At 73.4% G+C, this 24,359-nt stretch carries 21 protein-coding genes; 2 read left to right on the top strand and 19 right to left on the bottom strand.

Annotation, left to right across the window (positions count from 1 at the left end):
* Positions 1 to 144 precede the first annotated feature (144 nt).
* From ACZ5T9_RS06865 to ACZ5T9_RS06840, 6 genes are all read right to left on the bottom strand, one after another.
* Positions 145 to 1,044 carry an SDR family oxidoreductase gene (locus ACZ5T9_RS06865; RefSeq protein WP_464832354.1) on the bottom strand — a complete coding sequence of 300 codons (900 nt, stop codon included), beginning with the start codon at positions 1,042 to 1,044 and terminating at the stop codon, positions 145 to 147.
* 175 nt (positions 1,045 to 1,219) lie between these two features.
* Positions 1,220 to 1,528 (bottom strand): hypothetical protein, encoded by a 309-nt coding sequence (locus ACZ5T9_RS06860; RefSeq protein ID WP_464832353.1) that lies wholly within the window; start codon positions 1,526 to 1,528, stop codon positions 1,220 to 1,222.
* Positions 1,525 to 2,412 carry an FAD binding domain-containing protein gene (locus tag ACZ5T9_RS06855; RefSeq protein WP_464832351.1) on the bottom strand — a complete coding sequence of 296 codons (888 nt, stop codon included), beginning with the start codon at positions 2,410 to 2,412 and terminating at the stop codon, positions 1,525 to 1,527. The genes ACZ5T9_RS06860 and ACZ5T9_RS06855 overlap by 4 nt, the downstream gene beginning before the upstream one ends.
* Entirely contained in the window at positions 2,409 to 4,892 is a 2,484-nt protein-coding gene (locus tag ACZ5T9_RS06850) for a xanthine dehydrogenase family protein molybdopterin-binding subunit (RefSeq protein WP_464832349.1), read from the bottom strand. The genes ACZ5T9_RS06855 and ACZ5T9_RS06850 overlap by 4 nt, the downstream gene beginning before the upstream one ends.
* Complete coding sequence (locus ACZ5T9_RS06845; protein WP_464832347.1) at positions 4,876 to 5,535, bottom strand: (2Fe-2S)-binding protein; 660 nt, start codon at positions 5,533 to 5,535, stop codon at positions 4,876 to 4,878. Before ACZ5T9_RS06845 ends, ACZ5T9_RS06850 begins: the two co-directional genes overlap by 17 nt.
* A 17-nt stretch (positions 5,536 to 5,552) precedes the next feature.
* Complete coding sequence (locus ACZ5T9_RS06840) at positions 5,553 to 6,353, bottom strand: enoyl-CoA hydratase-related protein (protein WP_464832345.1); 801 nt, start codon at positions 6,351 to 6,353, stop codon at positions 5,553 to 5,555.
* 157 nt (positions 6,354 to 6,510) lie between these two features.
* Between ACZ5T9_RS06840 and ACZ5T9_RS06835 the strand changes: the two genes are divergently transcribed.
* Complete coding sequence (locus ACZ5T9_RS06835; RefSeq protein ID WP_464832343.1) at positions 6,511 to 8,625, top strand: hypothetical protein; 2,115 nt, start codon at positions 6,511 to 6,513, stop codon at positions 8,623 to 8,625.
* 20 nt (positions 8,626 to 8,645) lie between these two features.
* Here the strand turns inward: ACZ5T9_RS06835 and ACZ5T9_RS06830 are convergent, their stop codons facing one another.
* From ACZ5T9_RS06830 to ACZ5T9_RS06810, 5 genes are all read right to left on the bottom strand, one after another.
* Positions 8,646 to 8,996, bottom strand: a complete 351-nt coding sequence (locus ACZ5T9_RS06830; RefSeq protein ID WP_464832341.1) for a hypothetical protein — start codon at positions 8,994 to 8,996, stop codon at positions 8,646 to 8,648.
* Positions 8,956 to 9,813 (bottom strand): cobalamin-binding protein, encoded by an 858-nt coding sequence (locus ACZ5T9_RS06825; protein ID WP_464832339.1) that lies wholly within the window; start codon positions 9,811 to 9,813, stop codon positions 8,956 to 8,958. Before ACZ5T9_RS06825 ends, ACZ5T9_RS06830 begins: the two co-directional genes overlap by 41 nt.
* Before the next feature lie 110 nt (positions 9,814 to 9,923).
* On the bottom strand, positions 9,924 to 10,493 hold the full coding sequence (locus tag ACZ5T9_RS06820; RefSeq protein ID WP_464832337.1) for an HD domain-containing protein: 570 nt from the start codon (positions 10,491 to 10,493) through the stop codon (positions 9,924 to 9,926).
* 169 nt (positions 10,494 to 10,662) lie between these two features.
* The gene (moaA, locus tag ACZ5T9_RS06815; RefSeq protein WP_464832336.1) at positions 10,663 to 11,745 is read right to left on the bottom strand and encodes a GTP 3',8-cyclase MoaA; all 1,083 of its coding nucleotides are present in this window, start codon (positions 11,743 to 11,745) and stop codon (positions 10,663 to 10,665) included.
* A gap of 225 nt (positions 11,746 to 11,970) precedes the next feature.
* Positions 11,971 to 12,855, bottom strand: coding sequence for a polysaccharide deacetylase family protein (locus ACZ5T9_RS06810; RefSeq protein ID WP_464832334.1), 885 nt, complete (start codon positions 12,853 to 12,855; stop codon positions 11,971 to 11,973).
* Between the two features lie 314 nt (positions 12,856 to 13,169).
* On the opposite strand from ACZ5T9_RS06810, the gene ACZ5T9_RS06805 reads away from it, so the two are divergent.
* Positions 13,170 to 13,796 (top strand): TetR/AcrR family transcriptional regulator, encoded by a 627-nt coding sequence (locus ACZ5T9_RS06805; protein WP_006903728.1) that lies wholly within the window; start codon positions 13,170 to 13,172, stop codon positions 13,794 to 13,796.
* Between the two features lie 65 nt (positions 13,797 to 13,861).
* Here the strand turns inward: ACZ5T9_RS06805 and ACZ5T9_RS06800 are convergent, their stop codons facing one another.
* The 8 genes from ACZ5T9_RS06800 to purD form a co-directional block, all read right to left on the bottom strand.
* Positions 13,862 to 14,101, bottom strand: a complete 240-nt coding sequence (locus ACZ5T9_RS06800) for a hypothetical protein (protein ID WP_464832332.1) — start codon at positions 14,099 to 14,101, stop codon at positions 13,862 to 13,864.
* Positions 14,102 to 14,194: 93 nt separating this feature from the next.
* Positions 14,195 to 15,418 (bottom strand): Ger(x)C family spore germination protein, encoded by a 1,224-nt coding sequence (locus tag ACZ5T9_RS06795; RefSeq protein WP_464832330.1) that lies wholly within the window; start codon positions 15,416 to 15,418, stop codon positions 14,195 to 14,197.
* Between the two features lie 3 nt (positions 15,419 to 15,421).
* On the bottom strand, positions 15,422 to 16,651 hold the full coding sequence (locus ACZ5T9_RS06790) for a GerAB/ArcD/ProY family transporter (RefSeq protein WP_464832328.1): 1,230 nt from the start codon (positions 16,649 to 16,651) through the stop codon (positions 15,422 to 15,424).
* Between the two features lie 22 nt (positions 16,652 to 16,673).
* Complete coding sequence (locus ACZ5T9_RS06785) at positions 16,674 to 18,248, bottom strand: spore germination protein (RefSeq protein WP_464832326.1); 1,575 nt, start codon at positions 18,246 to 18,248, stop codon at positions 16,674 to 16,676.
* Positions 18,249 to 18,397: 149 nt separating this feature from the next.
* Positions 18,398 to 18,871, bottom strand: a complete 474-nt coding sequence (ribH, locus tag ACZ5T9_RS06780) for a 6,7-dimethyl-8-ribityllumazine synthase (RefSeq protein ID WP_464832324.1) — start codon at positions 18,869 to 18,871, stop codon at positions 18,398 to 18,400.
* 3 nt (positions 18,872 to 18,874) lie between these two features.
* Positions 18,875 to 20,914 carry a 3,4-dihydroxy-2-butanone-4-phosphate synthase gene (gene ribB, locus ACZ5T9_RS06775; RefSeq protein WP_464832322.1) on the bottom strand — a complete coding sequence of 680 codons (2,040 nt, stop codon included), beginning with the start codon at positions 20,912 to 20,914 and terminating at the stop codon, positions 18,875 to 18,877.
* Positions 20,915 to 20,989: 75 nt separating this feature from the next.
* Complete coding sequence (gene ribD, locus ACZ5T9_RS06770; RefSeq protein WP_464832321.1) at positions 20,990 to 22,321, bottom strand: bifunctional diaminohydroxyphosphoribosylaminopyrimidine deaminase/5-amino-6-(5-phosphoribosylamino)uracil reductase RibD; 1,332 nt, start codon at positions 22,319 to 22,321, stop codon at positions 20,990 to 20,992.
* A gap of 642 nt (positions 22,322 to 22,963) precedes the next feature.
* A complete protein-coding gene (gene purD, locus ACZ5T9_RS06765; RefSeq protein WP_464832320.1) occupies positions 22,964 to 24,310 on the bottom strand; it encodes a phosphoribosylamine--glycine ligase in 1,347 nt (448 codons plus the stop codon).
* Positions 24,311 to 24,359: the final 49 nt, after the last annotated feature.

Below are 24,359 nucleotides of genomic sequence, written 5' to 3'. Positions count from 1 at the left end.
CCAGGCATGGGTTCGCGGCCCGGTGGGCCTGGGGCATCCAGGCGGGATCCGGCCGTCCACCGGCCGGCCAGGCCCAGGGCCCGCCGGGCCGCGTTCCATCACCGCCGGACACGCCGGTGACCACCCTGTCGCCGGCATGTCCGGCTACCCTCGGGCCCGCCCCGGCGCACCGGGGCCCTGCCCCGCACCACGGCCCAGCATGCGGCGGACGGTGGCCAGGACCAGGCGGTCCCGCAGCCCCGTGGGCAGCCACCGCAGCAGGCGCACCTCCCGGGCCCGCTCCGGGGCGGCCACCAGGTAGCGGGCCCGGGGGCGAGGGGCCGTCAGCGCATGGACCACCGCCCGGGCCACGGCCTCCGGCGGCAGGCCTTGCCGGGCGTTGCGCTGGGCAATCCGGGTCGTGGCGGCGACCGCCGCAGGGTAGACCGCTTCCGTACCCGGTGGAGGCGCCAGCAGGTAACCCTGGGCCGCCTCCGCCGACCGGGTCCAGATGGGCGTCACCACCGAGCCGGGCTCGATGAGGCTCACCGCGATGCCCCAGGGGGCCAGCTCGATGCGCAGGGCGTCGGCCAGGGCCTCCAGGGCGAACTTGGAGGCGGAATAAGGCCCCATGAAGGGCAGGGACACGAGGCCCGATACGGAGCCCATGAGCACGATCCGGCCGCGCCCCTGCCGGAGGGCCGGGAGCAGGGCCCGGGTGACGGCCACCACGCCCACCACGTTGACCTCCAGCTGCTGGCGCCAGACGGCCTCGGGGATCAGCTCCACCGGACCGGCGGCGGCGATGCCGGCATTGTTGACCAGCCCCTGGAGACCCCTTTCGCCGGCGCGGCGCCGGACGGTCTCGGCCGCGGCTCGCACCTGCTCTTCGTCGGTCACGTCGAGGAGCAGCGGCTCCACCGCCGGCCCACCCGCCTCCCGCAGGGCCTCGCCGTCTTCCGGGCGGCGGACGCCGGCCAGCACCGTCCACCCGGCGCGGGCCAGGGCCAGGGCGCTGGCCCGCCCGATGCCGCTGCCGGCACCCGTGATCAGCACCAAGGGCATCCCCGTCCCTCCTCAGCCCACCCCGGCCCACCCGGGGTGCCGCGGCCTGCCGGCCCGCGCCATCCGGACCCACGACCGGCGACGTACTGCAACCTGCCGAAGGCGCGGCCGGCGAGGGACCCGACCTGCCGGACCCGCAACCTGCCAGCTGTCGCGCCCTGCCGGGAGCGGAAACCTACCGGGCCACCGCCCGGGCACCGGCCCTCTCCTCCGCCAGCTCCAGCAAGGTATCGGCCACCAGCGCCCGGATCAGCTCGACCTTGTACTCGCTGCCCGGCAGAGGACGGGCGCCTTCCACGGCCAGGGCGCCCGCCTGCCGGGCCGCCTCCGGATCCAGCCGCCGCCCCTCCAGCCAGGCCTCCACGCTCTCCAGCCGCCAGGGCTTGAGGGCGACCCCGCCCAGCGCCAGCCGGGCCACCCGGACCCTCGGCCCGGTCCCCGGTTCACCGCCTTCGTCCCAGCGGATGGAGGCCGCCAGGCTCACCAGGGCAAACTGCCAGGCCCGCCGGTCGGTGAGCTTCCGGTAGGCGCTGGTCCAGTGAGCTCCGCCACCGGCCGCCGGCAGGTCGATGGCGACCACCAGCTCGTCCGGTTCCCGGACCGTGAGGGCCGGCCGGCCGGCACCCGCCCCGTGAAGTACTCCCCGGCGGGAACCCGCCGGCGGCCAATCCCCCCCGCCTGCCACCGGGCCAGCTCCACCTCGGCCCCCAGGGCCACCAGGGCCACGGCGGGGTCCGAGGGGTGAACGGCCCCGCATCCTGCCCCGTCTTCGCCCGGACCGTGGCCGAAGACGGCCTGGAAGGGACCGGCGGCACCGGGAGCGGCACAGGTGCAGTGGTCGTGCCCCGCCAGGCGGCAGGGCAGGCCGGTGCGGAAGTACCAGCAGCGCACCTGCTGCTCCAGGTTCCCTCCCAGGGTGGCCCGGTTGCGCAGGGCCGGCGTGGCCGAGGCGGCCGCCGCCTGGGCCAGGGCCCGGTAGGGTCCGGGCAGGGCACCCGGCCGGGCCAAGTCGGCCAGGGTGGTCAGGGCGCCGATGCGCCACCGCCCGTCGTCCAAAGGTCCCATGCCGCGCAGGCCGCCGATCCGGCGGATGTCCAGCAGCCACCGGGGCCGCGCCCGGCCCTGGTGCATCAGGGTGAGGAGGTCCGTCCCCCCGGCCAGGGCCACCGGCCGCTCGCCCTGGTGGGCAGCGGCCAGGGCCTGGAGGGCGTCCTCCAGGGTCACCGCCCGGCCATAGGCCGGGCCGGCCGCCGGCAGGTGCCCCTCGTCCCGGCGGGCTCCTTCCGCCGCTGCCGCCGGCGGGGCCGGCGGCGCCGCGCCGCCGCTCGCAGCAGCGGAATTCCGTTCCTCTCCCCAGCGCTCCGTCACCGGGGATCACCTCCCCCCGCAGCCTGGCGCTGCCGCCGGCCGTCGGGGCCGATGCCGTGGCGGCGCAAGAGGGCCAGCACCCGATGGCGGGTGAGGGGCAGTTCCCGCACGGGGATGCCCGTGGCGTGGTAGAAGGCGTTGGCGATGGCCGCCGCCGTGGGGATGATGGGCGGCTCCCCCGCCCCCTTGACCCCCAGGTTGTTGCCATGAGGATCGGGCTCGCCGGTGAAGGCCACGTGCAGCCGCGGGATGTCGGCCACCGTGGGCACCCGGTAGTTCTCCAGGTTGGGGTTGAGCACCCGGCCGCTCAGCGGATCCATGACCCGTTCCTCCATGAGCGCGAACCCCAGTCCCTGGATCATGCCGCCCTCCATCTGGGCCGCCGCCGTCAGGGGGTTCACCACCCGGCCGATGTCGTGGACCGCCCAGAGGTCGAGCACCCGCACCTCGCCGGTGGCCGGATCGACCTCCACCTCGGCGAACTGCGCGCCGAAGGTGTGGATGGCGTACTCGTCGGGGTTGGGGCCGCGGCTGCCGCGGCCGGTGATCACGTACTGGCCGAGGGTCTTGCCGAGCTCCTGGAAGGTGACCGCCCTGTCGGGAGCCCCCCTGACCTGCACCCGCCCCGGAGGAACCAGCTCCAGATCCCGCGGATCGGCCTCCAGGAGCCCGCCCGCCAGCTCCAGGATCTGGCGGGCGGCATCCGCCGCCGCCGACCGCACCGCCGGTCCCATGGAAGGTACCGTCATGCTGCCGGCGCTGATGGGAGCGTAAGGCCCGCCGTCGGTGTCCCCCAGCTGCACCCGCACCCGCTCCAGGGGCAGGGCCAGTTCTTCCGCGGCGATCTGGGCCAGCACGGTGCGCGTGCCGGTTCCGATGTCCTGGCCCGCCGTCACCACCGTAGCCGTACCGTCCGGATGAACCCGCACCTCGGCCTGGGCCGGAGGACCGCCCGCGCCACCCCAGATCTGGCTGGCCATGCCGATGCCCCGCAGCCGGCGCCGGCGGCCGGCTCCGCCTTCCACAACCGGGCCGCCCGTTCCCCCCGTCGCGGGGGCCCCGGCACCGGTCCCGGTGGCGGTCCCGTCGCCGCCGGCCCCCTGAGCAGCGGCCTCAAGGGCGACAACGCCCGGCACACCCCATCCTCTTCCGCCGCGCTTGGCCTGCCAGCCCGCCATGGCGGCGCCCATGGCGTAGGCCTGCCGCAGCCCCTTGGAGGAGTAGGGCCGGCCGCTGGTGGGGTCGACCTCCGCGTAGTTGCGCAGCCGCAGCTCCAGGGGGTCCAGGTCGAGCCGGCGCGCCAGCTCGTCCATCAGCACCTCCAGGGCCACCGTGCCCTCCACGTAGCCCGGCGCCCGGAAGGCGGAGGTGGGCCCGGTGTTGGTGTGGACCGGCACTTCGACCGTGCGCACGTTGGGAATGGCGTACAGCTGGCGGGCCGGGCCGCCGATGCTGCCGGGACTGCCCAGGACCCCCACGGCGGCATAAGTCTCCAGGTCCAGGGCCACCAGCCGGCCGTCGGCCCGGGCGCCCAGCTTGAGCCGCTGCAGGGTGCTGTGGCGGTTGCCTGCGGCCAGGTTCTCCTCCTCCCGGTCCAGCACGCAGCGCACCGGCCGCCCCAGCTGCCGGCTGAGGATGCCCGCCAGCACCGTGTACTTGTGCAGCCCGTTCTTGCTGCCGAAACCGCCGCCCATGTGCTCCTTGACCACCCGCACCCGGTGCACGGGCAGCCCGAAGAGCTGGGCAAACCGGTCCCGGACGCCGAACAGGTGCTGGGTCGAGTCGTAGATGGTCACCCGGTCCTGCTGCCAGTCCACCACGCTGCCGTGGGTCTCCATGCAGTTGTGCAGCTGCACCGGGGTGCGGAAGGTGCCCTCCACCACCACCTCCGCCTCGCGAAAGCCGGCCTCCACGTCCCCGCGGCTGTAGCGGGTCGCCCGGTCCCAGCGCACGTTGCCCTGGGGCCGCACGGGCGGGGCATCGGGCTTCATGGCCTCTTCCAGGTCGACCACAAAGGGCAACGGCTCGTACTCCACCTCCAGGGCCGCCGCGGCGGCCCGGGCGGTCTCGAGGTCGCGGGCCGCCACCACCGCCACCTCATCCCCGTGGTAGCGCACCACCGGGTTGAGGACGCGATCCCCCTCGCGGCCCCAGGGAATGGGCGGGCAGTTCTCATGGGTCAAAACGGCCAGGACCCCCGGGATGGCCAGGGCCCGCTCCGCCCGGACAGAGCGGATCCGGGCGTGGGGATAAGGGCTCCGTACGACCACCGCATGGACCATGCCGGGCAGCCGCACGTCGTGGGTGTAGCGGGCGCGCCCGGTGACCTTCTCCCAGCCGTCCACCCGCGGCACGGGCCGGCCGATGTAACGCAGCCGGTCTTCTCCGGGCAGCGGCCCCGCGGGGTCGTCCTCGACCACCACGAACCGCTCCTGCACCCGGCCCTCGAACTCGAAGCGGGTCTTAACCAGTCGCGGCACCGGACACCCCTCCTCCGCCACCGGCCCCACCCAGCGCCCCGGCAGCCCGCAGGGCGGCCTGCACGATCCGGGTGTAGGCCCCGCACCGGCAGAGGTTGCCGGACAGCGCGGCCACCACCTGCTCCCGGGTGGGGTGGGGCTCCCGGTCCAGCAGGGCCTTGACGGCCATGATCTGCCCGGGCGTGCAGAAACCGCACTGCAGGGCGTCCTCCGCGATGAACGCTTCCTGGATGGGGTGCAGGCGATCGCCCCGGGCCAGCCCCTCCACGGTCTCCACCCGGCTGCCGTCGCAGGCGGCCACGGGCACCAGGCAGCTGTACACCAGCTCCCCGTCGACGATCACGCTGCACGCCCCGCAATTGCCTTCCCCGCAGCCGATCTTGGTCCCCGTCAGGCCAAGCCGCTCGCGGAGGAACGCGGCCAGGGTGAGGCTCGCCGGAACGTCCCCCACCCAGGTCTCCCCGTTGACCACCAGGCGGACGGGAACCTGGGCGCGGAACGCCGGCAGGGTCGATTCTCCGGCTCCCGGTTCCGGTTCCCGGGAGCCGGGTTCGTCCCCGACCCCGGGGAAAGCGCCGCCGAGAGGCTCGCCGCCTGGAAGCCCGCCGCGGCCCCCGTTCCCGCCGCTGCGATCCCTGGACAACGTGTCCCGTCGCCTCCTTACCGGCCTTTCCACTGGGGGGCCCGCTTCTCCAGAAAGGCCTGCATGCCTTCCTTCTGGTCTTCCGTGGCGAACAGGCTGTAGAACAGCCGCCGCTCGAACTCCAGCCCCGCCCCCAGGGGCGTCTCGTAAGCCTGCAGCACCGCCGCCTTGGCCATCTGCACCGCCAGCGGCGGCATGCCCGCGATGGCGTGGGCCAGCCGCACGGCCTCGGGCAGGCACTGCTCGTCGGGCACCACCCGCGTGACGAGCCCCCACGCCTCGGCTTCCCGGGCGGGGATCATCCGCCCCGTCAGGATGGCCTCCATGGCCTTGTACTTCCCGGCCACGCGGGTCAGCCGCTGGGTGCCGCCGGCGCCGGGGATCACGCCGATCTTGATCTCCGGCTGGCCGAACTGGGCCGACTCGCCGGCGATGATGATGTCGCATCCCATGGCCAGCTCGAACCCGCCGCCCAGGCAGTAGCCCTGCACCGCCGCGATGACGGGCTTGCGGATGCGCCAGAGGCGCTGCCAGGCGCCCAGCAGGTCGTCCCCGGTCACCTCGGCCAGGCCCTTGCCCGCCATCTCGGCGATGTCGGCGCCGGCGGCGAAAGCCCGCTCGTTGCCGGTCAGGACCATGCAGCGGATGTCCGGGTCGCGGTCGAACCCGGCCAGCGCCCCGGCCAGCTCTTCAATGAGGTCCCGCCGCAGGGCGTTGAGCACCTTCGGCCGGTTCAGCCGGACGATGGCCACCGGCCCGTCGGTCTCCACCAGCAGGTACTCGTAACGGCGGTCCGCTCCGTCCTCCGTTGCGGTCAAGCCCGGTCACCTCCGCCCATCCATTCGCCTGGGAGGAACCGGTTCCCTGCGGCGCCGGCAGGCAGCGGCCTCAGCCGTTGTGCGGCGGCTTTGCTATGATGAGCAGGGTGCCGCCCGCGGCACCAACCCTTGAACGCCCCTGTGGAGGAACGAGCCCGTGACCAGCAACGCCCACCCGCAACCCCGGCCGGGTGCCGGTCCGGAGGTCCGCACAGTGACCGGCACGGCCGCCCCTGACCCGGAGCCAGCCGGCGCCAGGCCGGCAGGCGCCAGCGGGACTCCTGGGGCTCCGCCTGATGGCGCCCCCTCCACCGCACCGCCGGTGGCCGCAACCCCGGCGGGTCCACCCGGCGGCAGGCCGGGCGACGCCCCCAGGGGGGAGGGCAGCGGCCTCAACCTCGCCGGGACCGGACCCCTGGCACCCTGGAGCCTTCTACCTCATGCCTGGCTGGAGCCGGCCGGCGGGCGCCCGGGCCCGTGGCGCCGGGAAGAGGTTCTGGCGCCGCGCCCGCTGACCCGCTATTCCGCCGCCCTGTGGCGGCAGGAGCTGCCGGACCTGACGGGGCGGATCAGCCGGGACCTGTCGCTGCCCAGCGCCGGTGTCGACCTGACCGTGGACGAACAGGGCCATCTCCTGGCCCGCCCCCTCCCGGCCGCCGCCTGGCCGGGGGCCCTGGCCTGGCGGGCCGCCCGCCACGGCTGGATCGCCGCCCGCCAGGCGGCCGAGCTGGTTCGCTGGTGGGACGAGCAGGGTGCCCGGACCCTGCTGGCCGACGCCGGCGAGCTGCGGCTGCGGGTGATCCCCCTGGAGCGGGCCGGGGGGACCCCCGGCGATCCCGGCCGTTCCGGCGAGTTCGGACGGTTCCAGGAATGGCGGCGGACCCTGGAACGCTGCCGGGACATCTGGCGGGCTCACCTGGACCGGCTCCTGCGCCTCGAAGCCCTGGCGACCCTTAGCCTCTGGCAGCTGGACGCCCTCTTGCAGGCTTTTCAGCTGCCCGGTGCCCCGCGGGCGGGCGACCTGGTCCCCGTTCCGGCGGTGGTGGCGGAGATGGGCCAGCGGCTCTGGCACCTGGCCGCCCGCGGCCGGGAAGCAGGGGCGGTGGCCGCCGTCTTCCGGGAACCGCCCTACCACCCCCGGCTGTCGCGCCTTGCCCAGGACGCCCCCGGTGCCGGCGCAGGAGCGTCGCCGGAACACGGCGGGCCGGTGGCCGCCTTCCTGGAGCTGTGGGGCCAGTTCCTCGAGCGGTACGGGTATGTGGCCCTGCCCGCGGCCGAGCTGGCGGAGCCCACCTGGGCGGAAGACCCCGAGCCCGCCCTGGCATGGCTGGCCCGGTTCTTCCAGGACCGGGGGCTCAGCCCCATCGCTGCGGAGATCAACGCCCAGCGGCGCCAGCAGCAGCTGGAGGAGGCCATCCGCCGGCACCTGGCCCGGCGGCCCCTCGACCGGGGCCGCATCGAGGAGACCCGGCGGCTGGCCGAGGCCACCACCCGGGTGGCCGCGGAGATGGGCTACCACATGCTGGTCCTCAGGTCCTGGTGGCGGCGGGCGGTGCTGGGGGCCGGAAGGGACCTGGCCGCCGCCGGGCGGCTGGAGGATCCCGCCGCCGCGTGGCAGCTCGCACCCCATGAGCTGGAAGCGCTCCTAGGTGGAGGGCCCGGCGGTGGCCAAGCCTCGTCCCACGGCCCGGCCACCGCGACGGCCGGGCGCCACCCGGAGGGCCCCGGGGCCCCTGCGGGGACCCCAGGCCAGGCAGGCCCCGCTGGCGCCGCCCCGGCGGCCCGCCTGGAGGGTCATGACGGGGCCGCCGCACCGGCCGGGGGCCACCCCGGCCAGGGCCGCGGCGGGGACCGTCACGAGCACGAGCAGCCGGACGAGGGCCGTCACGAGTTACCCGGCCGGGGCGGTCCCGCGCAGCCCGGCGGGGGTCGTCACGAGCAGCGCACCGAGCCGCCCGCTCCACCGGACGAGGAACGCCTCGAGCGGGCCCGCCAGCGGGCGCACCGCTTCTTCCGCTACGCCGGGATGGCGTACTTCGCCCTGCTGGCGCTGATCCCGCTGATCATGGCCCGCCAGGGCCTGCTCTGGTGGGGCCTGCGGGAGATGGCCCTCCTGGTCGTCGAGATCGTGGTGGTGCTGGCACCGCTCGCCGCCGTCGCCGGGGCCGCCTACCTGCTGGCCCGGGGCAGGAAGGGGCGGCCCCGAGCCCGGACCCGGGACGAACAGGCAGGCGGCGCCGGGGGAGCGGCCGGGCCGGGCCAGCCCGGATAGCCGCCGGCCCCGCGCGCCGGCTACGGCCGCCGGGCGGCCAGGTGCCCGCTGCGCTCCAGCCCCGCCCGCACCAGGTGGGCCAGGCTGTCTTCCTCCAGCCGGCCGATCATCTCTTCCAGGGTGGAACCGGAGCAGGCCCAGTTGTCCTTGGCCGAATCGTAGCAGTACAGCAGCCAGCCCTCCGGGCAGCGGTAGATCTCCACCTTGCCCGGACGGGTGAAGGGTTCGATGCGGGCCACCAGATCGGCTTCGAAGCGCAGGCGATCGCCCTGCGGCTGCACCCCGGGCGCCACGCGCCGCACCTCGTTCACCACCGTCGCCGAGGCGGGGTCAGCGGCCGGGTGGGACAGCTGCACTTCCTGAAGATCCATCTTCGCCGGGCCCTCCTTCCCCTGCCTCCTCCTGGACGAACCCGGCCAGGAGGCCGGCCAGGCGCTCCAGCCCCTCGACCAGGCGGGGACCGGGCCGGCCGAACAGGGCTTCGGGCAGGGGCACGACGCGGCCTCGGGCCACGGCCTCCAGCCGGCTCCAGCCCGGCCGGGCCGCCACCCGCGAGGGGTCCATGTGCCCCTGCAGCGTCCCGCACCAGCACAGCAGGATCACGTCGGGCGCCCGGGCCACCACCGCCTCCGGCTCGACGACGCCGCTGGTGCGGTCGAGATCGGCGAAGATATTCTGCCCTCCGGCCATCTCGGCCATGTCGGTGAACCAGCTTCGCCGGCCGGGTGTGATCAGCGGCCGCGGCCACCATTCGAGGTAGAGCCGCCAGGGCCGCCCCCGCCGGGCGGCCAGCCGCGCCATGCGCTGCCGGACCGCGGCGGCCCGGGCTTGGAGCTGCCGGACCAGCCGGCGGCCGCGTTCCTCCCGTCCGGTGGCGGCGGCCACCGCCTGGATGGACTGCAGCACCTCGGGCCAGCGCTGGGGATTGAGCACCAGGTGGGGCAGGCCCCGGCGCTGGAGGGTTTCGACGTTGCGCTCCATGCCGGGAACGCTGAGGGAGGCCAGGACCAGGTCGGGCTCAAGGGCGGCCACCCGGTCGATGTCGACGGTCAGGTCCGGTCCCACCCGGGGCAGGCGCGCCACCTCCGGAGGGTAGTCGGAGTGGTCGTCGACCCCGACCACGAACTCCCCCAGGCCCAGGGCAAAGGCGATCTCCGTGTTGCTGGGGGCCAGGGAGACGATGCGCACGGCGAATCCCTCCCGCAACCGGGCCTGCCGGCCCGGCCGGCCCCCGGCGGCAGCATGCCGGCAGGGCCGGACCGCCGCCACCGGGCGGCCGTCCAGGGCGGGCGGCAGGCCTACCCGGCCAGCTCCAGCTGCGGCGCGATGCCCCGCAACGCCTCGATGACGTGGGCGATGTGCTGGTCCAGGGGGACGCCCAGGTCCTCCGCCCCGCGGATCACGTCCTCCCGGTTCACCCCGCGGGCGAAGGCCTTGTCCTTGAACTTCTTCTTCACCGACTGCACGGTCAGGTCGGCCAGGCCGGCGGGCCGGACCAGGGCACAGGCGATGACGAAGCCCGTCAGCTCGTCCACGGCGTAAAGGGCCTTCTCCATGAGGGTCTGCCGCGGCACGCCGGTGTGATCCCCGTGGGAAAGGATGGCCCGCACGATCTCCTCGGGCCAGCCCCGCTCGCGCAGGATCTCGGCGCCGCGGAAGGGGTGGTCGTCCAGGGAGGGGTAGCGGTCATAGTCGAAATCGTGGAGCAGGCCGGTGATCCCCCACTTCTCCTCGTCCTCGCCGAAGAGGCGGGCGTAGTAGCGCATGCACGCCTCCACCCCCAGGGCGTGCTTGATCAGGTGGGGGGACTGGGTAAACTCCGTCAACAGCTGCCAGGCGGCCTGGCGGTCGAAGGTTGATTCGGCCATTGCCATCCCTCCAGTTGCCACCAGGATAGCGCGAAGGAGGGACGGGGGCCAGTCTTCCCGGCCGCCTCCAGCCGGCAGGCCCGGGCGGCACCTCCGGCTCGCGAAGCCACAGCGAGCCCCGCGGCGCCGGGCCCGGTATCCGCCCCGCCGGCCGGCCCCATCGCCTGCTCTAGCCGCCGATGGCGTACATCGCCCGCTGGGGTTTGACGAAACCCTTCTGGTTGATCAGGTGACCGGCCCACTTGACCCACACCGCCCGCCGGATGGCCGCCGCCACCGCCTCATCACCGGCCCCGCCGCGCAAAAGTTCCCGCAGGTCGAACTCCTCGACGGCGAACAGGCAGTTGCGGATCTTGCCGTCGGCCGTCAGCCGGATCCGGTCGCAGCTGGAACAGAAGGGCTGGGAGACCGATGCAATGATGCCGAAGGTGCCCCTGCCGTCGGCGAACCGGTAGAGGCGGGCCGGGTCCGCGGGGTCGTTGTGCAGGGGCACCACGGGCGCAATGCGCTGGGCCTGCTGGAGGATCTCCTCCGCCGTGTACACCAGGTCGCGGGTCCACACGTTGGAACCGTCCAGGGGCATGAACTCGATGAAGCGCAGGGTGAGCCGGACGGGCTGTTCCCTGGCCCAGCGCAGGAAGGTCTCCACCTCGCCGTCGTTGATGCCCCGCATCACCACGGCGTTGATCTTGATGGGCTCCAGGCCCGCGGCGGCCGCCGCCGCGATCCCGTCCAGCACCCGGTGCAGCTCGTCCCGGCGGGTGAGCTGCCGGAAGCGGTCGCGGTCCAGCGAGTCCAGGCTGACGTTCACGCCCGCCAGGCCCGCCGCCTTGAGGGCCCCGGCCTTTTCCCGCAGGAAGAAGCCGTTGGTCGTCATGCTGACGGAACGGATCCCCGGCACCCGCACCAGCCGCGCCACCAGCTCCTCCACGCCGGGTCGCAGCAGGGGCTCGCCGCCGGTCAGGCGGATCTTTTCCACCCCCATCCCGGCGACGATCCGCACCACCCGCTCGATCTCGGCAAAGGTCAGGATCTCGGTCGTGGGTATCCAGGGGATGTCCCCTTCGGGCATGCAGTAGACGCACCGAAAGTTGCAGCGGTCCGTCAGGGAGATGCGCAGCTTGCGCACGACCCGCCCGAAGCGGTCGACCAGCGGGCCCGTGGTCGGCATCCCCGGCGGCGCCGGATCGGTGGCCCGGCTGATCACGGTCCGCACGGCTGCGGCGGCCGGCTCCGGCCCTCCCAGCGTCATGGCCTCACCCCCAGCGGGTCCCGGCAGGCCGGGTTCGTCCGGCGGCCGAACCCGCCCCCTCCCGCGGCCCTTTCCCCTACCATTCGGACGGGAGGGCGGGATTCCTTTTCCGGTCCGGCGGCGGGTCACAGGAATGGCGCAGCCGGACCGCCAAGCCCATCCAGGGCCGGCCGGCCCGGGACCGGCTTGGGGCGCCCTCGCGGCGGCCGCTCTTACGATGCGTTCTCACTCCCGTTCTCGCCCCCCGCCGCCTTCAGGCTCCCGGCCGGGAGACGGGGCCGGCGCCAGGCGCGGCGGGCCGGTGGGGATCTGGCGCCCGGTGTGATCGATGTAGTAGGGCCCCTTGTGCAGGAGCTGGGAGACGGGGACGATCTCGTACCCCTCGCCCTGGAGGCGCCGCAGGATCTCGGGCAGGGCCGCGGGCGTCGACTCCGCGTTGTTATGGAAGAGCACGATGGAACCGGGACGAACCAGCCGGGTCACCCGGTCCACGATCTGCTGCGGCGTCACGTCCATCCAGTCCAGGGAATCCACGTCCCACTGGATGGGGATGATGCCCATGCTCTCCACCACCGTGATCACCCGGTCGTCGTAGGCGCCGAAGGGCGGCCGGAACAGCCGGGCCTCGAAGCCGGCGGTTTCCCGCACGGCCCGGAGGTTGTCTTCCAGCTCGCGCCGGATCTCGGCGTCGGAGAGGGTGCGGAAGTCGGGGTGGGTGGCGGAGTGCAGCCCGATCTCGTGCCCCTCCCGGGCGATCATGCGGGTCTCCTCGGGATACTTGCGGATCCACATGCTGACCAGGAAGAAGGTGGTTTTCACGTTGTGCTGGCGGAGGATCTCCAGGATCTTGGGCGTCTTGTCGGCGCCCCAGGTGGCGTCGAAGGAGATGGCGATCCGCCTGGCGTCCGTCTGGACGCTGTAGATGGGCAGCTTCTTCTTGGCGGGAGCCGGCGGCTCCCCGGCGGCAAACCGCGGCACCACCGGCGCCGGGCCGGCGGGGGATACCATGTCGTCCGCCGGGGTGGGCGCGGCCATGCGCACCGCCAGGACCAGGACGAACAGGCCGGCCAGCAGCCCGGCCGCAAACCAGCGGCGTTCCTCCCCTGCCACGATGGTCCCTCCGTCCCTGCGCCCGCCGGGGCCGGGTCCGTCAAGGCTGCCGGACCGGAATGCGGCATGCCGCGCCGGCCCGGGCCGGCGCCGCGGAGGCGGTCCGGGCGCCGGGATCCTCCGGCCGGACCGGCCGGCAAGGTGCGCCGTTCCTGGGCGTTGGGCCGGGCCCCGGCGCCCTTTCATGCCTATGTCCGGGGGCAGGCCGCCATGCTACAATGAACCAGTTGCGAGGCCGGTTCCGCACGTGAGGCTTTGCCCGTGATGCACGTAGGAGACCCGTGAGGCATACAGGAGGCCAAGGAGCCCGGATCATGGCCAAGCAGCCGCCCCTGGCGGGGCGCAACGACCCCCGCCTCCAGGAACGGTACGAGCAGTTGCTGGAAGCCGCCGCCGCGGAGTTCGCCACCCGGGGTTACCACCAGACCACGGTGAAGGACATCGTGGAGCGGGCCGGAGTGGCCACGGGGACCTTCTACCTCTACTTCGCCAACAAGGAGCAGTCTTGCATCGCCCTGATCGAGCGCCTGTACGGCCGGGTGCTGGCGGAGGTGGTGGCGGCCCGGGCCGGCATGGCCACTACGCTGGATAAGCTGGCGGCTTCCATCCGGGCGGCTCTGGGGGTCTTCGGCGCCCATCGCAACCTGGCCCACATCGCCCTGGTCCGGGCGCCGGGCGCCCATCCCCTCTTTGACGAGCTCCTGGCCCGCATCCACCGGGAGCTCTGGGACCTTGTCGCGGAAGACATCCGCGAGGCGGTGGAGGAGGGCCTGCTCCCTGACCAGCCGGCGGACATCGCCGCCCGCGCCCTGATCGGCGCCCTCTACGAGGTGGTGATCAGCTGGCTGCAGGCGGAGGTGCCGGCCGATCTGGCCGAAGCCGTAGAGCCGCTGGTAGGGTTCTGCCTGCGGGGGCTCGGGGCGGCTTGGCCGGGCGCCTGAGCCTGTCCCTGCCCGTCACGGCCCGCCCGGCGGGCCCGATCCCCCAGTAGGGGGCAGGACGCCGGTCACCCGTGTTCTGCCAGGCCCCAGGGCACGATGCCGGTGATCAGCAGGACACCGATCACGCCGGCCAGGACCAGGTACGCCCAGCCCACCCGGCGGGCCAGCCGCCGGGCGGCGGGTCCCAGGTCCCCGGCCGTCGCTTCGAACCGCAAGAGGAACAGGCCGCTGCCCAGGAAGGCCAGAGCCGTCACGGGCTCCGCGGCCTCGGCCAAGAGGGCCACCACCGCCAGGATGATGGACATGCCGGCACCTCCCTTGCCCCGTCCTGGTGCCCCTCCCGTGGGGACGGTCCCGCCTTGCGGCTGGGCCGGCACCCCGGGCCCAGGGGCGCGGTTCTACCGGATGGTCAAGCCGGTGCGGCGCACCCGGACCACGACCTCGACCCGGGCCTCGATGCGCTCTGCCGCTTGCCGCGTCGCGCTGCCCGGCTGCCGCCAGAGGGACGGCTCCACCACCCGTAAGGCGCGCCCGATGCCGAAGGGATCCGCCCCCAGGTCGCGGACGCGGGCGACGATCCGCTGCACCCGCTGTTGCAGGTCCCGCTGGGTACGGGCCTGGATCCGGCGCATGGTGGCGGTGTCCGTCAGGTCGATCCCGCCGGCCCGGTGCTCGATCACCCGCCCCTCCACCAGCAGGCGAAGCACCGCCTCACGGCTGTCCGGCGGCCCCTGGAGGTTGAGGCGCGAGTCCACGTGGAAGATGTCGAGCACCACGCCGCCCGATACAGGCTCCCGCACGGGGACGTACAGGGTGGTCCGCCGCGGGCTGCCCATGGCCCACATCAGGTACCATGCCTCGGGCGGCCGGATGATCGTCTGGAGGCGGTCGTCCCGGAACACCGCCAGGCCGGCCCAGTCGATGCCCGCTTCCGTTCCCGCCGCCTGCCGCAGCACGGAGGCCACGGGATCGACGCCGGGCTCCGAGACATCGGTGAGGAACCGCGACAGGTCTACGTTGGGGGCACGGCCGGTGCGGGTCAAATCGTCCAGCATCTGGCTCAGGTAGAGGGCGGCCGTGGCGTCCTGGGCCATGGCCGTCGTCAGGAAATCCTTCGCCCGGCCCCGCACGACGGCCAACGGGATCAGCCGCCGGATCTCGGGGTTCTGCACCAGCATCTCCAGGTGTTGCAGGACCCCAGCCCGGGCCAGGTCCTCCCCGACGAGGACCACCCGCACGTGGCCGAGGAAGATGTCAAAGCGGGCGGCATCCCGAAGGTGCGCGATCGCCTCGTGGATCGTGGCTCCCGTAGCGGCAAGCACCACCTTGGTGCCCCCCTGGAGGCCGCCACGCTGCCCCGGCTGGTTGCCGCTGATGCCCGGCCGCGTGGTGGTGCCCCCGGGAATGGTCACCTCCAGGCTCACCTCGATGCGCCCGCCCCGGGCCCGGTCCAGGCCGACCCCCACCACGATGGCCCGATCTTCCACGTCCCGGGCGTCCCAGCACCCGCCTAGCACCAGAGCGGCCGCCACCAGCACCAGAACCAGCCGCCCGCCGGGGCGGCGAGAGGGACGCCGGTCCGCAGCCACCGCCCGCCGGGCGCCCTGGAAGCACCGGGCCACGGGCTACACCCCGCGCTCGGGGCCGGAGGCCGCCCCGGACCCGGCGGGCGATCCAGCACCGGCGACCCGCCCGAATGGACCCCCGGACGGGCGGACGGGGGAGGGACCGGCCCCGGCGGCAGCCGCCGCCGCGGGGCCGCGGTGAGCCCGCTGCAGGCGCCGGCCCTTGATCGCTGCCACCGCCCAGAGCAGCAGGGGCACGGCCACCTCCAGGCCCAGGCTCACCCAGCCCAGCACGGTCATCAGCTGGCCCACAGCCGCGAAGTTGGCCGGCAGGAGCGCCACCACGTACATGAGGGGCAGGGCCATGGGGGCCAGGACCCGGTGCTCGTCGATCTCGAACAGGGCCTGCAAGGCCTTGGCCGCGGCGAAGAGGGCCGGACCCACGGTGGTGAACACCGCCGTCACCCACACGGCCAGGAAGGCCGACTCCAGCCGCTCGAACACCCGGCCAGGGATCTGGGTCACCTTCACCAGCTCGATGGTGGGCCAGGTGATGCGCTGGACCTCCACCACCCCGAAGGTGCCCACCGCCGAAAACACCACCATGCTGTAGATCAGGCCGACCAGGCCTGCCACCAGCCAGGGCATGGCCCGGCGGGGCCGGGCTTCCAGCTCGGGCAGCAGGAAGAGGTACACTGCGAACCCTGAATAGGCAAACAGCGACGCCGCGGCGCCCTGGATGAGGGGGCCGGCGCCCAGCGCCCACTGGGGCCGCACGTAGATGAGGTTGACCCGGCCCATGGTGGCCAGGGCCAGCAGCACCAGGGTCACCACCAGCACGGGGAAGGTCAGCTCGATGGCCCGCATCACGGTGACGGTGCGGTGGTGGACCAGGAAGACCGCGGCGAGCAGCATGGGGATCATGATGGCCTCGACCGGGGTGTTGCGCAGCACGTTGGCGTTGACCACCTCGGCAAAGGCCCGGGCGATGACCGATGCCAGCACGCCAAAGTAGATCGCGTAGGCCACGAGCAGGATCCGGGCCGGCCAGCGCCCCACCAGCATTTCCAGCCCGTGCTGCAGCCGGCGCCGGTGCATCCATGGGGAGAGCCCGTTCAGGGCGGCCAGCACCACGGCCACCGGCAGGGCCCCCAGCAGGGTGGCCACCACGCTGTCGGGGCCGCTGCGGGCCGCCACCTCCCGGGGCAAGGTGAGGATGCCCACCCCGATCATGACGTTGACGATCACCGTCAGGGCCCCCCGTACGGTGACCGCCTGGCTGTTCTGCAACGGCGACACCTCCCCCGCCGGGCTACGGGCGGGTGGCACCCTCACCCCGCTGCACCGCGGGCAGGGGCGCCCGCACCAGGGTGTCCCTGAGTTCCTTCAGCGACCGGGGCGGGGTGAAGGGATACAGGTAGGGTAGTCCAAAGGATTCCAGGTCCGCCAGGTGGACGATGATCAGCAGGAGTCCGACGACCACCCCGTAGAGGCCGAACACCGACGCGGCCAGCATCAGAGGATAGCGCAGGATGCGCAGGGCGATGGCCGCGCTGTAGTTGGGCGTCGCAAAGGAGCCGATGGTGGTCACGGCCACCACGATCACCATGGCGGGACTGACCAGGCCCGCCGAGACCGTCATCTCGCCGATGATCAGGCCGCCGACGATGCTGATGGCAGGGCCAATGGGTCCGGGCAGCCGGATGCTGGCCTCGCGCAGGATCTCCACCGCCGTTTCCAGCAGCAGCGCCTCGCCGATGGCGGGAAAGGGCACGCCGCCGCGCATGGAAGCCAGCAGCACCGCCAGGGGCGTGGGGATCATCTCCGGATGGAAGGAAACGAAGGCGATGTACAGGGCCGGCACCAAAAGGGCCAGGGTCATGGACAGGACCCGGATCAGCCGGATCAAGGTGGAGATGATCCACCGCTGGTAGTAGTCCTCGGGCGACTGGTAGAACTGGCTGAACAGGGCAGGCGCCACCAGGGCGAAGGGGCTCCCGTCGGTAAAGAGCACGATGCGCCCGGCCAGCAGGTTGGCCACGGCCCGGTCCGGCCGCTCCGTCTCCATCAGCTGGGGGAAGGGCGACCACGGCCGGTCTTCCAGCCACTGTTCCAGCTGCCCCGAATCCAGCACCGCGTCGGAGCGGATGCGAGCCAACCGCCGCTCGACCTCCGACACCAGCTCCGCAGGAGCGATCCCTTCCAGGTAGACCATGCACACCCGGGTGCGGGCCACATCCCCCAGGCGGTAGGTCCTGAGCACCAGGTTTGGGGTGACCAGGCGCTGGCGGATCAGGGCCACGTTGACCTCGACGTTCTCGACGAACCCGTCCCGGGGGCCCCGCACCAGCCGCTCCGCCTGGGGCTCGTCCACGGCCCGCTGCCGGAAGCTGCGCACCTCGAAGACCCAGACCCGCCGCTGCCCTTCCAGGCAGAGGACGGCGTGACCCGTGAGCAACCGGATCACCGCCTCGTCCAGCCCGGGCAGGGTCTCCACCTCGTCGCCCAGGCGCCACCAGGCCGGGTCCAGGGCCGCCTTGGCCGTTCCCTGGCGCAGGAACTTGTCCAGGTCTTCCACCAGCCCGCCCAGGCGCCGGGTGTCCACCAGGGGCTCAAGGAAGAGGAGGGCGGCCACCGGCCGCCCGCGCCAGCGGAAGGCCCGCACGTTCAGGTCGGCCGTGTGGTGAAGGGCTGCCCGCAGCCGCTCCACATCCACGGCCACCACCCCGGTGAACCCGCCGGTGAACCCCGCCCGGTTGGCGGACTCCAGCTGCTGGACCAGATCGCCCAGCCGCTCCGACAAAGTTGACGACAGCCGGGTCAGTTCCTTGACCTGGTGGGCCAGCCGGGCATGTCGCTGCCCGTCCAGCCCGGCGCCACGCACCATGAGCCCCACCCCCGGCACGAGTTCAGCATGTGCCGGTGGCAGGGGCGCCATTCCGATCCAGGCGGGGCCGGAATCCAACATGGGAGGCGGCCGGCCGGCCCGGGTACCGGACACCGCCTCCCATCGCCCGTCCGGCGCCGTATCCTGGGTCAGGTTCGCACGGGGAGTTGCCGAAACAGATTGGCCATCTCGAGGGCGGTCAGCGCCGCCTCGGCGCCCCGGTCGCCTGCCCGCAGGCCGGTCCGGTCCAGGGCTTGTTCAAGGGTTTCGCAGGTGAGCACGCCGCAGATCACGGGCACGCCGCTCAGAAGGCCGGCCTGCATCAGCCCTTGGGTTGTCGCACCGGCCACGTATTCGAAGTGGGCCGTGGCCCCTTTCAGCACCGCGCCCAGGGCGATCACCGCCTGATAGCGCCCTGTTTCTGCCAGACGGCGTGCCGTCAGGGGGAGTTCGAAAGAGCCAGGCACCCAGACCACGTCCACGTTCTCATCCCCGATCCCGTGGCGCCGCAGCGCGTCCTGGGCTCCTGCCAGCAAGGCCGCGGTGATCGGCCGGTTGTACCGGGCGACCACCACAGCCATCCGAAGTCCGCCGGCATCCAACCGCCCCTCGTAAACGGCCACCGGTTATTCCCCCTCCTGTGCAGGCTCTCCGCTTACCCGGCGCCGCCCGTCCCCTCCAGAGGGGCCGGCCGGCACCGCGGCCTCCGTGGCCGGGAGCCAGTCCAAAGAGTGTCCGAGACGGTCGCGCTTCGTCATCAGGTAGCGAAGGTTCTCCGCATGGTAGGCGGCCGGCAGGGCGACCCGTTCTGCGACCTCGATGCCGTAACCCTCCAGTTGGGCGATCTTGTCCGGGTTGTTGGTCAGGAGCCGGATCCGGCGGAGCCCCAGGGAGCGCAGGATCTGGGCCGCCACTCCGTAATCCCTGGCGTCCGCAGGGAAGCCCAGGGCCCGGTTGGCATCCACCGTATCCAACCCGCGGTCCTGCAAGGCGTACGCCTTGATCTTGGCCGCCAGCCCGATGCCGCGTCCTTCCTGGGCCAGGTAGACGAGGGCACCCCTGCCTTCGGAGCCGATCCGCTCCAGGGCGGCATGGAGCTGGTCTCCGCAGTCGCAGCGCCAGGATGCCAGGGCATCTCCCGTTAGGCACTGGCTATGGATGCGGACCAGGACGGGCGCCGACCCGGCCGCCGCAGGACTCGGCTGAACCGCGCTTGACCTCGCCGGGTGGTGCCGCGAAGCCGGGCGGTCCAGGCCGCAGGTCAGAGCCAGGTGGACCGTGCCGTCCGGCATGTATTCGAAGGCCGTCAAGTGGAACTCGCCATAGCGCGTGGGCAGCCGCGTTTCGGCCACCGCCCGCACCAGCGTGTCATGGCGAAGGCGGTACGCCACCAGATCGCCGACGGTGACCCACGGCAGGCCGTTGGCCATGGCCCACGCGATGATCTCCGTTCCCCGCAGGGGCGTGCCGTCGCCCCCCAGGATCTCGCAGATGGCCGCCACCGGTTCCATCCCTGCCAGGCGCGCCAGGTCCACGGCGGCCTCCGTGTGGCCCCGGCGTTCCATGACGCCCCACGGGCGCGCCCGCAACGGGAAGACGTGGCCGGGCCGGACCAGGTCCGCCGCCGTGCTGGCCGGATCTGCCAGCACCTGCAACGTCCGTGCCCGGTCGGCCGCCGAGATGCCGGTGGTGACACCGTGCCGGGCGTCGATGCTGACGGTGAAAGGCGTACCCATGGGATCGGCGGGCGGATCCACCATCAGCGGCAGCCCGAGGGTTTGGCAGCGGTCCGCCGCCATGGCCGCACAGATCAGCCCGCGCCCATGAAGCAACATGAAGTTGATGCGGTCCGGGGTCGCATGCTGCGCCGCCAGCACCAGATCCCCTTCGCCCTCCCGGTCGTCGTCGTCAAGGACCACCACCATGCCTCCCGCCCGCAGTTCGGCCAGGGCCGTCCGGACCCGCCCGACCGCGTCGGGCTCCTGGCCGTGGGGGCCGGCGCCGCGCTTGGGCCGTTCCAGAGTGGCCAGGGTCATGGCCGCTCCCGGCAAGCGGGCCGGCGGTTCCGGCACCGGGGCCCCCGCCGCCGGCCGATGCCGGGCGGCATACCGGGCCAGCCAGTCGACCTCCAGATTGACCCGGTCACCAGGCCGGTGCCGGCCCAACGTCGTGTACTCGAGGGTGTGGGGAACCAGCGCCACGGTAAAGCGGCGGCCCCGCACTTCGACCACCGTGAGGCTCACACCGTCCACCGCGATCGAGCCCTTCGGCGCGATCAAGGGGGCCAGGTCTGCCGGTGCCTCGATCTCCATCGACACGCCGGCGTCCTGAGCCGACACCGCCATCACCGTGCCGGTGCCGTCCACGTGGCCCATCACCAGGTGTCCTCCTAAGGGACTGCCCCAGCGCAAGGCCGGTTCGATGTTGACCTCGTCGCCGGGTCGCAGGTCGCCCAGGGTGGTGACACGCAGGGTCTCGGGGACCGCCGTGAAAGCCAGCCGGTTCCCTCGGATGGCGGCGACCGTCAGGCACACCCCGTCCACGGCCACGCTGTCGCCGGGGCGCACCTGGCCGAGAAAGGGCGCTTCGATCCAGATCTGCAGGCTTGAGCCCGTCGCCTTCAGGTCAACGCACCGGCCCCTGCCCTGAACGATACCGGTGAACATCACCAGACCTCCCTCGTGCCCTTGCCCCACCCCGCGAGGGACCGAGACGGCCTCCGGACAGGAGGGCAGGACGTATTAGTGGGTTCCCGCGCTCTCTCCTGGAGTCGCCGGCCCCGGTGTACCGCCGGGAGCCCGGGGCGCAGGTGGCGGGCCTTCCCGGCAGGCCGGCGGCTGATCGCAGACCAGGGCCGCGGGATCCCGAAGGTAGCCGCTGATCATCCAGTCCTCGCCGATCCGGCGCCAGGTGGGCCGGTGCAGGGCGGGCGCGGCAGCCAGCGCATCCACCCCCGGGTCCCCGATGGGCCCCGGGGCCGCACGGCCCCCGACGAGCTTGGGCGCGATGAAGACCACCACCCGGTCAACCAGCCCGGCGGCGAAGAAGGATCCGTGGACCGACGCCCCTCCCTCGACCAGCAGGTGCACGATCCCGCGGGACGCCAGCTCCCGCAGGAGATGGAGAATCGAAACACGGCCGTGGGGATCCGCCGGCACCCGCAAGACCTGCACCCCCGCCGCCTCCAGGCGGGCGGTCCGGACGGCGGGAGCCTGGGGTGTCACGGCAACCCATGTGGGCGCCGGGGAATGCCGGGCCGCCCGGATCACCTGGGCGTCCGGGGGGGTGCGGGCGTGACTGTCCAGGATGACCCGGACGGGGTCCCGGCCTCCTGGATGCCAGCGGACGGTAAGGCTGGGGTCGTCGGCCAGGACCGTTCCCACCCCGACCAGAATGGCGTCGACCCGGTCCCTGAGGCGGTGGACCCAGCGGCGGGCCCTGGGACCCGTGATCCAGCGGCTTTCGCCCCGAGCGGTGGCGATCCGGCCGTCCAGGGTCATCGCATACTTGGCCGTCACCATGGGACGACCCAGCACGCGGTGCACGACATACGCTTCGTTCAGGCGCAGCGCGCGGTCCGCCTCGACCCCGACGGCAACCTCTACGCCCGCTTGCGCCAGAACGGAAAGGCCGCGGCCCGCCACCCGCGGATCGGGGTCCACCATGGCCACCACGACCCGCCGCAGGCCCGCCGCCAGGATGGCCTCGGTGCAGGGTGGCGTCCGGCCATGATGGCAACAGGGTTCCAGGGTGACATACAGGGTCGCCCCCCGGGCCTGGTCTCTTGCCGACCGCAGGGCCTCAACCTCGGCGTGGGCCTCCCCTGCGCGCCGGTGGTACCCTTCGCCCACCACCACCCCGTCCCGGACGATGACGGCCCCCACCATGGGGTTGGGATGGGTCCGCCCGGCGGCTCTCGCCGCCAGGTCCAGGGCCCGCCTCATGAAGTGGCGGTCGGTCTCCCGGTCCACCGCCAGCCGGGCACGGCCGGCCACAGGAACCGCCCCGCCAGCGGAGGCACGGGACGGGAGGATTGTCCCGGGCGAAGACCCGGGCGCGCGATCGTCGCCCATCGTGCAGCCAACCCCCTCGAGAGCCGCCCCCACGGGCTGCCGGGCGATGGCCGGCGCCCTGCCTTGCCGATGGACCCCAGCCCGGCACGTCAGGTGCGGGGTGAGGGAAGGCCGGCGCCCGCCAGGGCCCAAGCCGGGACACGGACCGGGATCCGTGCCGGCGAGCCCTCGCCCCACGGGCAGGTGAAACCGTTGCCAGGGATGGGGGAAAAGGGAGAAGCAGGCCCCGTAGGCGGGGCGAGGGCAGGCGGGCACCCGCCCGGCCTGGCGCCGGTCGGGATGCGCACGAAACCCCATCGCCCCACCACGAAAAAGGCCCCAGCAGACGCCGGGGCGGGACGAGACAGGTCAACGGCAGGCCGCGGGAAAGGACAAAGGTTCCACGGCCCGACGCCCTGCCCCCTTCTCCCATCCGGACTTTACCGTCGGCGCCGGGATCGCACCGGCTCCTGCCCTGCGGGGGTCACTGGATCCCCGCCACCGGGCTCGCGGGCTCGTCGCGGCACCGGAGGTGCCGCGCATCACCGCCGGTCGGGAATTGGCGCGCAGGAACCAGCCTCGGCGGGCCGGTTCCTGGACCTCACCCTGCCCCGAAGGAGACACGGCTCGGTTGTCCGCTACTTGTGATCGGTTTCACAATAGTCATTCCACAGAGAACGGCCGGGTCCTGCCATTGGCCGGGTCCTGCTCTTGATCGGTGAGGGAGTTGCCCGTTCCTTCCCCGTGGTGGAACCGAGCGATGTCCCTGCGGAACCGCAGCCCCGGGAAGCGGATCCGCTCGACGGCGGCGTAGGCCTTCCGCCGCGCCTCCTCCAGGCAAGAACCCAGGGCCGTTACCCCCACCACCCGGCCGCCCGCGGCGACCCAGCGGCCGCCCTCCCGCCGCGTGCCGGCGTGGTCGATGAACACCCCGGGAAGGCCCGCCGCCCCTTCCAGGCCGCTGATGGGCAGGCCCCGGGCGGGTTCGTCCGGGTAGCCGGGCGCCGCCAGCACCACGCACACCGCCGCCTCCGATCGCCAGGCCGGCGGCTCGGCCGGAAGCCGGCCCGTGGCCGCCTGCCAGGCCAGCTCCGCCAGGTCGCCGGCCAGCCGCGGCAAGAGCACCTGGGTCTCCGGATCACCCAGCCGGCAGTTGAACTCCAGCACCCGGGGTCCCTGGGCCGTCAGCATGAGCCCCGCGTAAAGCACGCCGCGGAAGGGGCAGCCTTCCGCTGCCAGGCCCGCCACCGCGGGTTCCACGATGGAGTGCCGGATGGCCTCGAGCAGGGCGGGCGATACGCCCGGCACGGGGGAGAAGGCCCCCATGCCGCCGGTGTTGGGTCCGCGGTCGCCGTCTTCCAGGCGCTTGTAGTCGCAGGCCGGAGCCAGGAGGTGGGCCCGGCGGCCGTCGGTCACGGCCAGGACCGAGAGCTCCCGCCCCTCCAGCCGCTCCTCGATCACCACCCGGCGGCCTGCGGCCCCCAGCACGCCCTGCCGCATGAGGCGCCGGACCGCCTCGAGGGCTCCGGCGGCATCGTCGCACACGACCACGCCCTTGCCCGCCGCCAGGCCGTCGGCCTTGACCACCCACGGGCCCGGGTGGCGGCGGAGAAAGTCCTCCGCCGCCGCCGGGTCGTCGAAGACCCAGCCCGGGGCGGTGGGGATGCCGTGGCGAGCCATGAAGGCCTTGGCGAAAGCCTTGCTTCCTTCGATGCGGGCGGCCGCCTGGCTCGGTCCGAAGACGGCGATGCCGGCGGCCTCCAGCCGGCCGGCCAGCCCTGCCACCAGGGGAGCCTCGGGCCCGACCAGGGCCAGGTCGACCCGCCGGGCCTGAAGGCGCCGGGCGGTGTCGTCCAGGTCCAGGGGATCGCCGCCCAGGCACTCGGCACCCAGAGCCGCCATGCCGTCGTTGCCGGGCAGGGCCAGGACATGCTCCACCCGGGGACTCTGCATGAGCGCCCGCACCAGGGCGTGTTCCCGCCCGCCGCTGCCGATGACCGCGACCCGCATGCCCCTCCTCCCTCCCCTTGGGACCTCACGGCGTGCCGCTCCAGGCGCC

The organism is Thermaerobacter nagasakiensis (assembly GCF_055396825.1).
This window is presented reverse-complemented; position numbering and strand designations above follow the sequence as displayed.

Coding starts and splice junctions, on each gene's coding strand:
- ACZ5T9_RS06865 (WP_464832354.1), bottom strand. CDS start 1,044: ATGCCCTTGGTGCTGATCACGGGTGCCGGCAGCGGCATCGGGCGGGCC.
- ACZ5T9_RS06830 (WP_464832341.1), bottom strand. CDS start 8,996: ATGGATCTTCAGGAAGTGCAGCTGTCCCACCCGGCCGCTGACCCCGCC.
- ACZ5T9_RS06820 (WP_464832337.1), bottom strand. CDS start 10,493: ATGGCCGAATCAACCTTCGACCGCCAGGCCGCCTGGCAGCTGTTGACG.
- moaA (WP_464832336.1), bottom strand. CDS start 11,745: ATGACGCTGGGAGGGCCGGAGCCGGCCGCCGCAGCCGTGCGGACCGTG.
- ACZ5T9_RS06805 (WP_006903728.1), top strand. CDS start 13,170: ATGGCCAAGCAGCCGCCCCTGGCGGGGCGCAACGACCCCCGCCTCCAG.
- ACZ5T9_RS06800 (WP_464832332.1), bottom strand. CDS start 14,101: ATGTCCATCATCCTGGCGGTGGTGGCCCTCTTGGCCGAGGCCGCGGAG.
- ACZ5T9_RS06785 (WP_464832326.1), bottom strand. CDS start 18,248: ATGGTGCGTGGCGCCGGGCTGGACGGGCAGCGACATGCCCGGCTGGCC.
- ribB (WP_464832322.1), bottom strand. CDS start 20,914: ATGTTCACCGGTATCGTTCAGGGCAGGGGCCGGTGCGTTGACCTGAAG.
- ribD (WP_464832321.1), bottom strand. CDS start 22,321: ATGGGCGACGATCGCGCGCCCGGGTCTTCGCCCGGGACAATCCTCCCG.
- purD (WP_464832320.1), bottom strand. CDS start 24,310: ATGCGGGTCGCGGTCATCGGCAGCGGCGGGCGGGAACACGCCCTGGTG.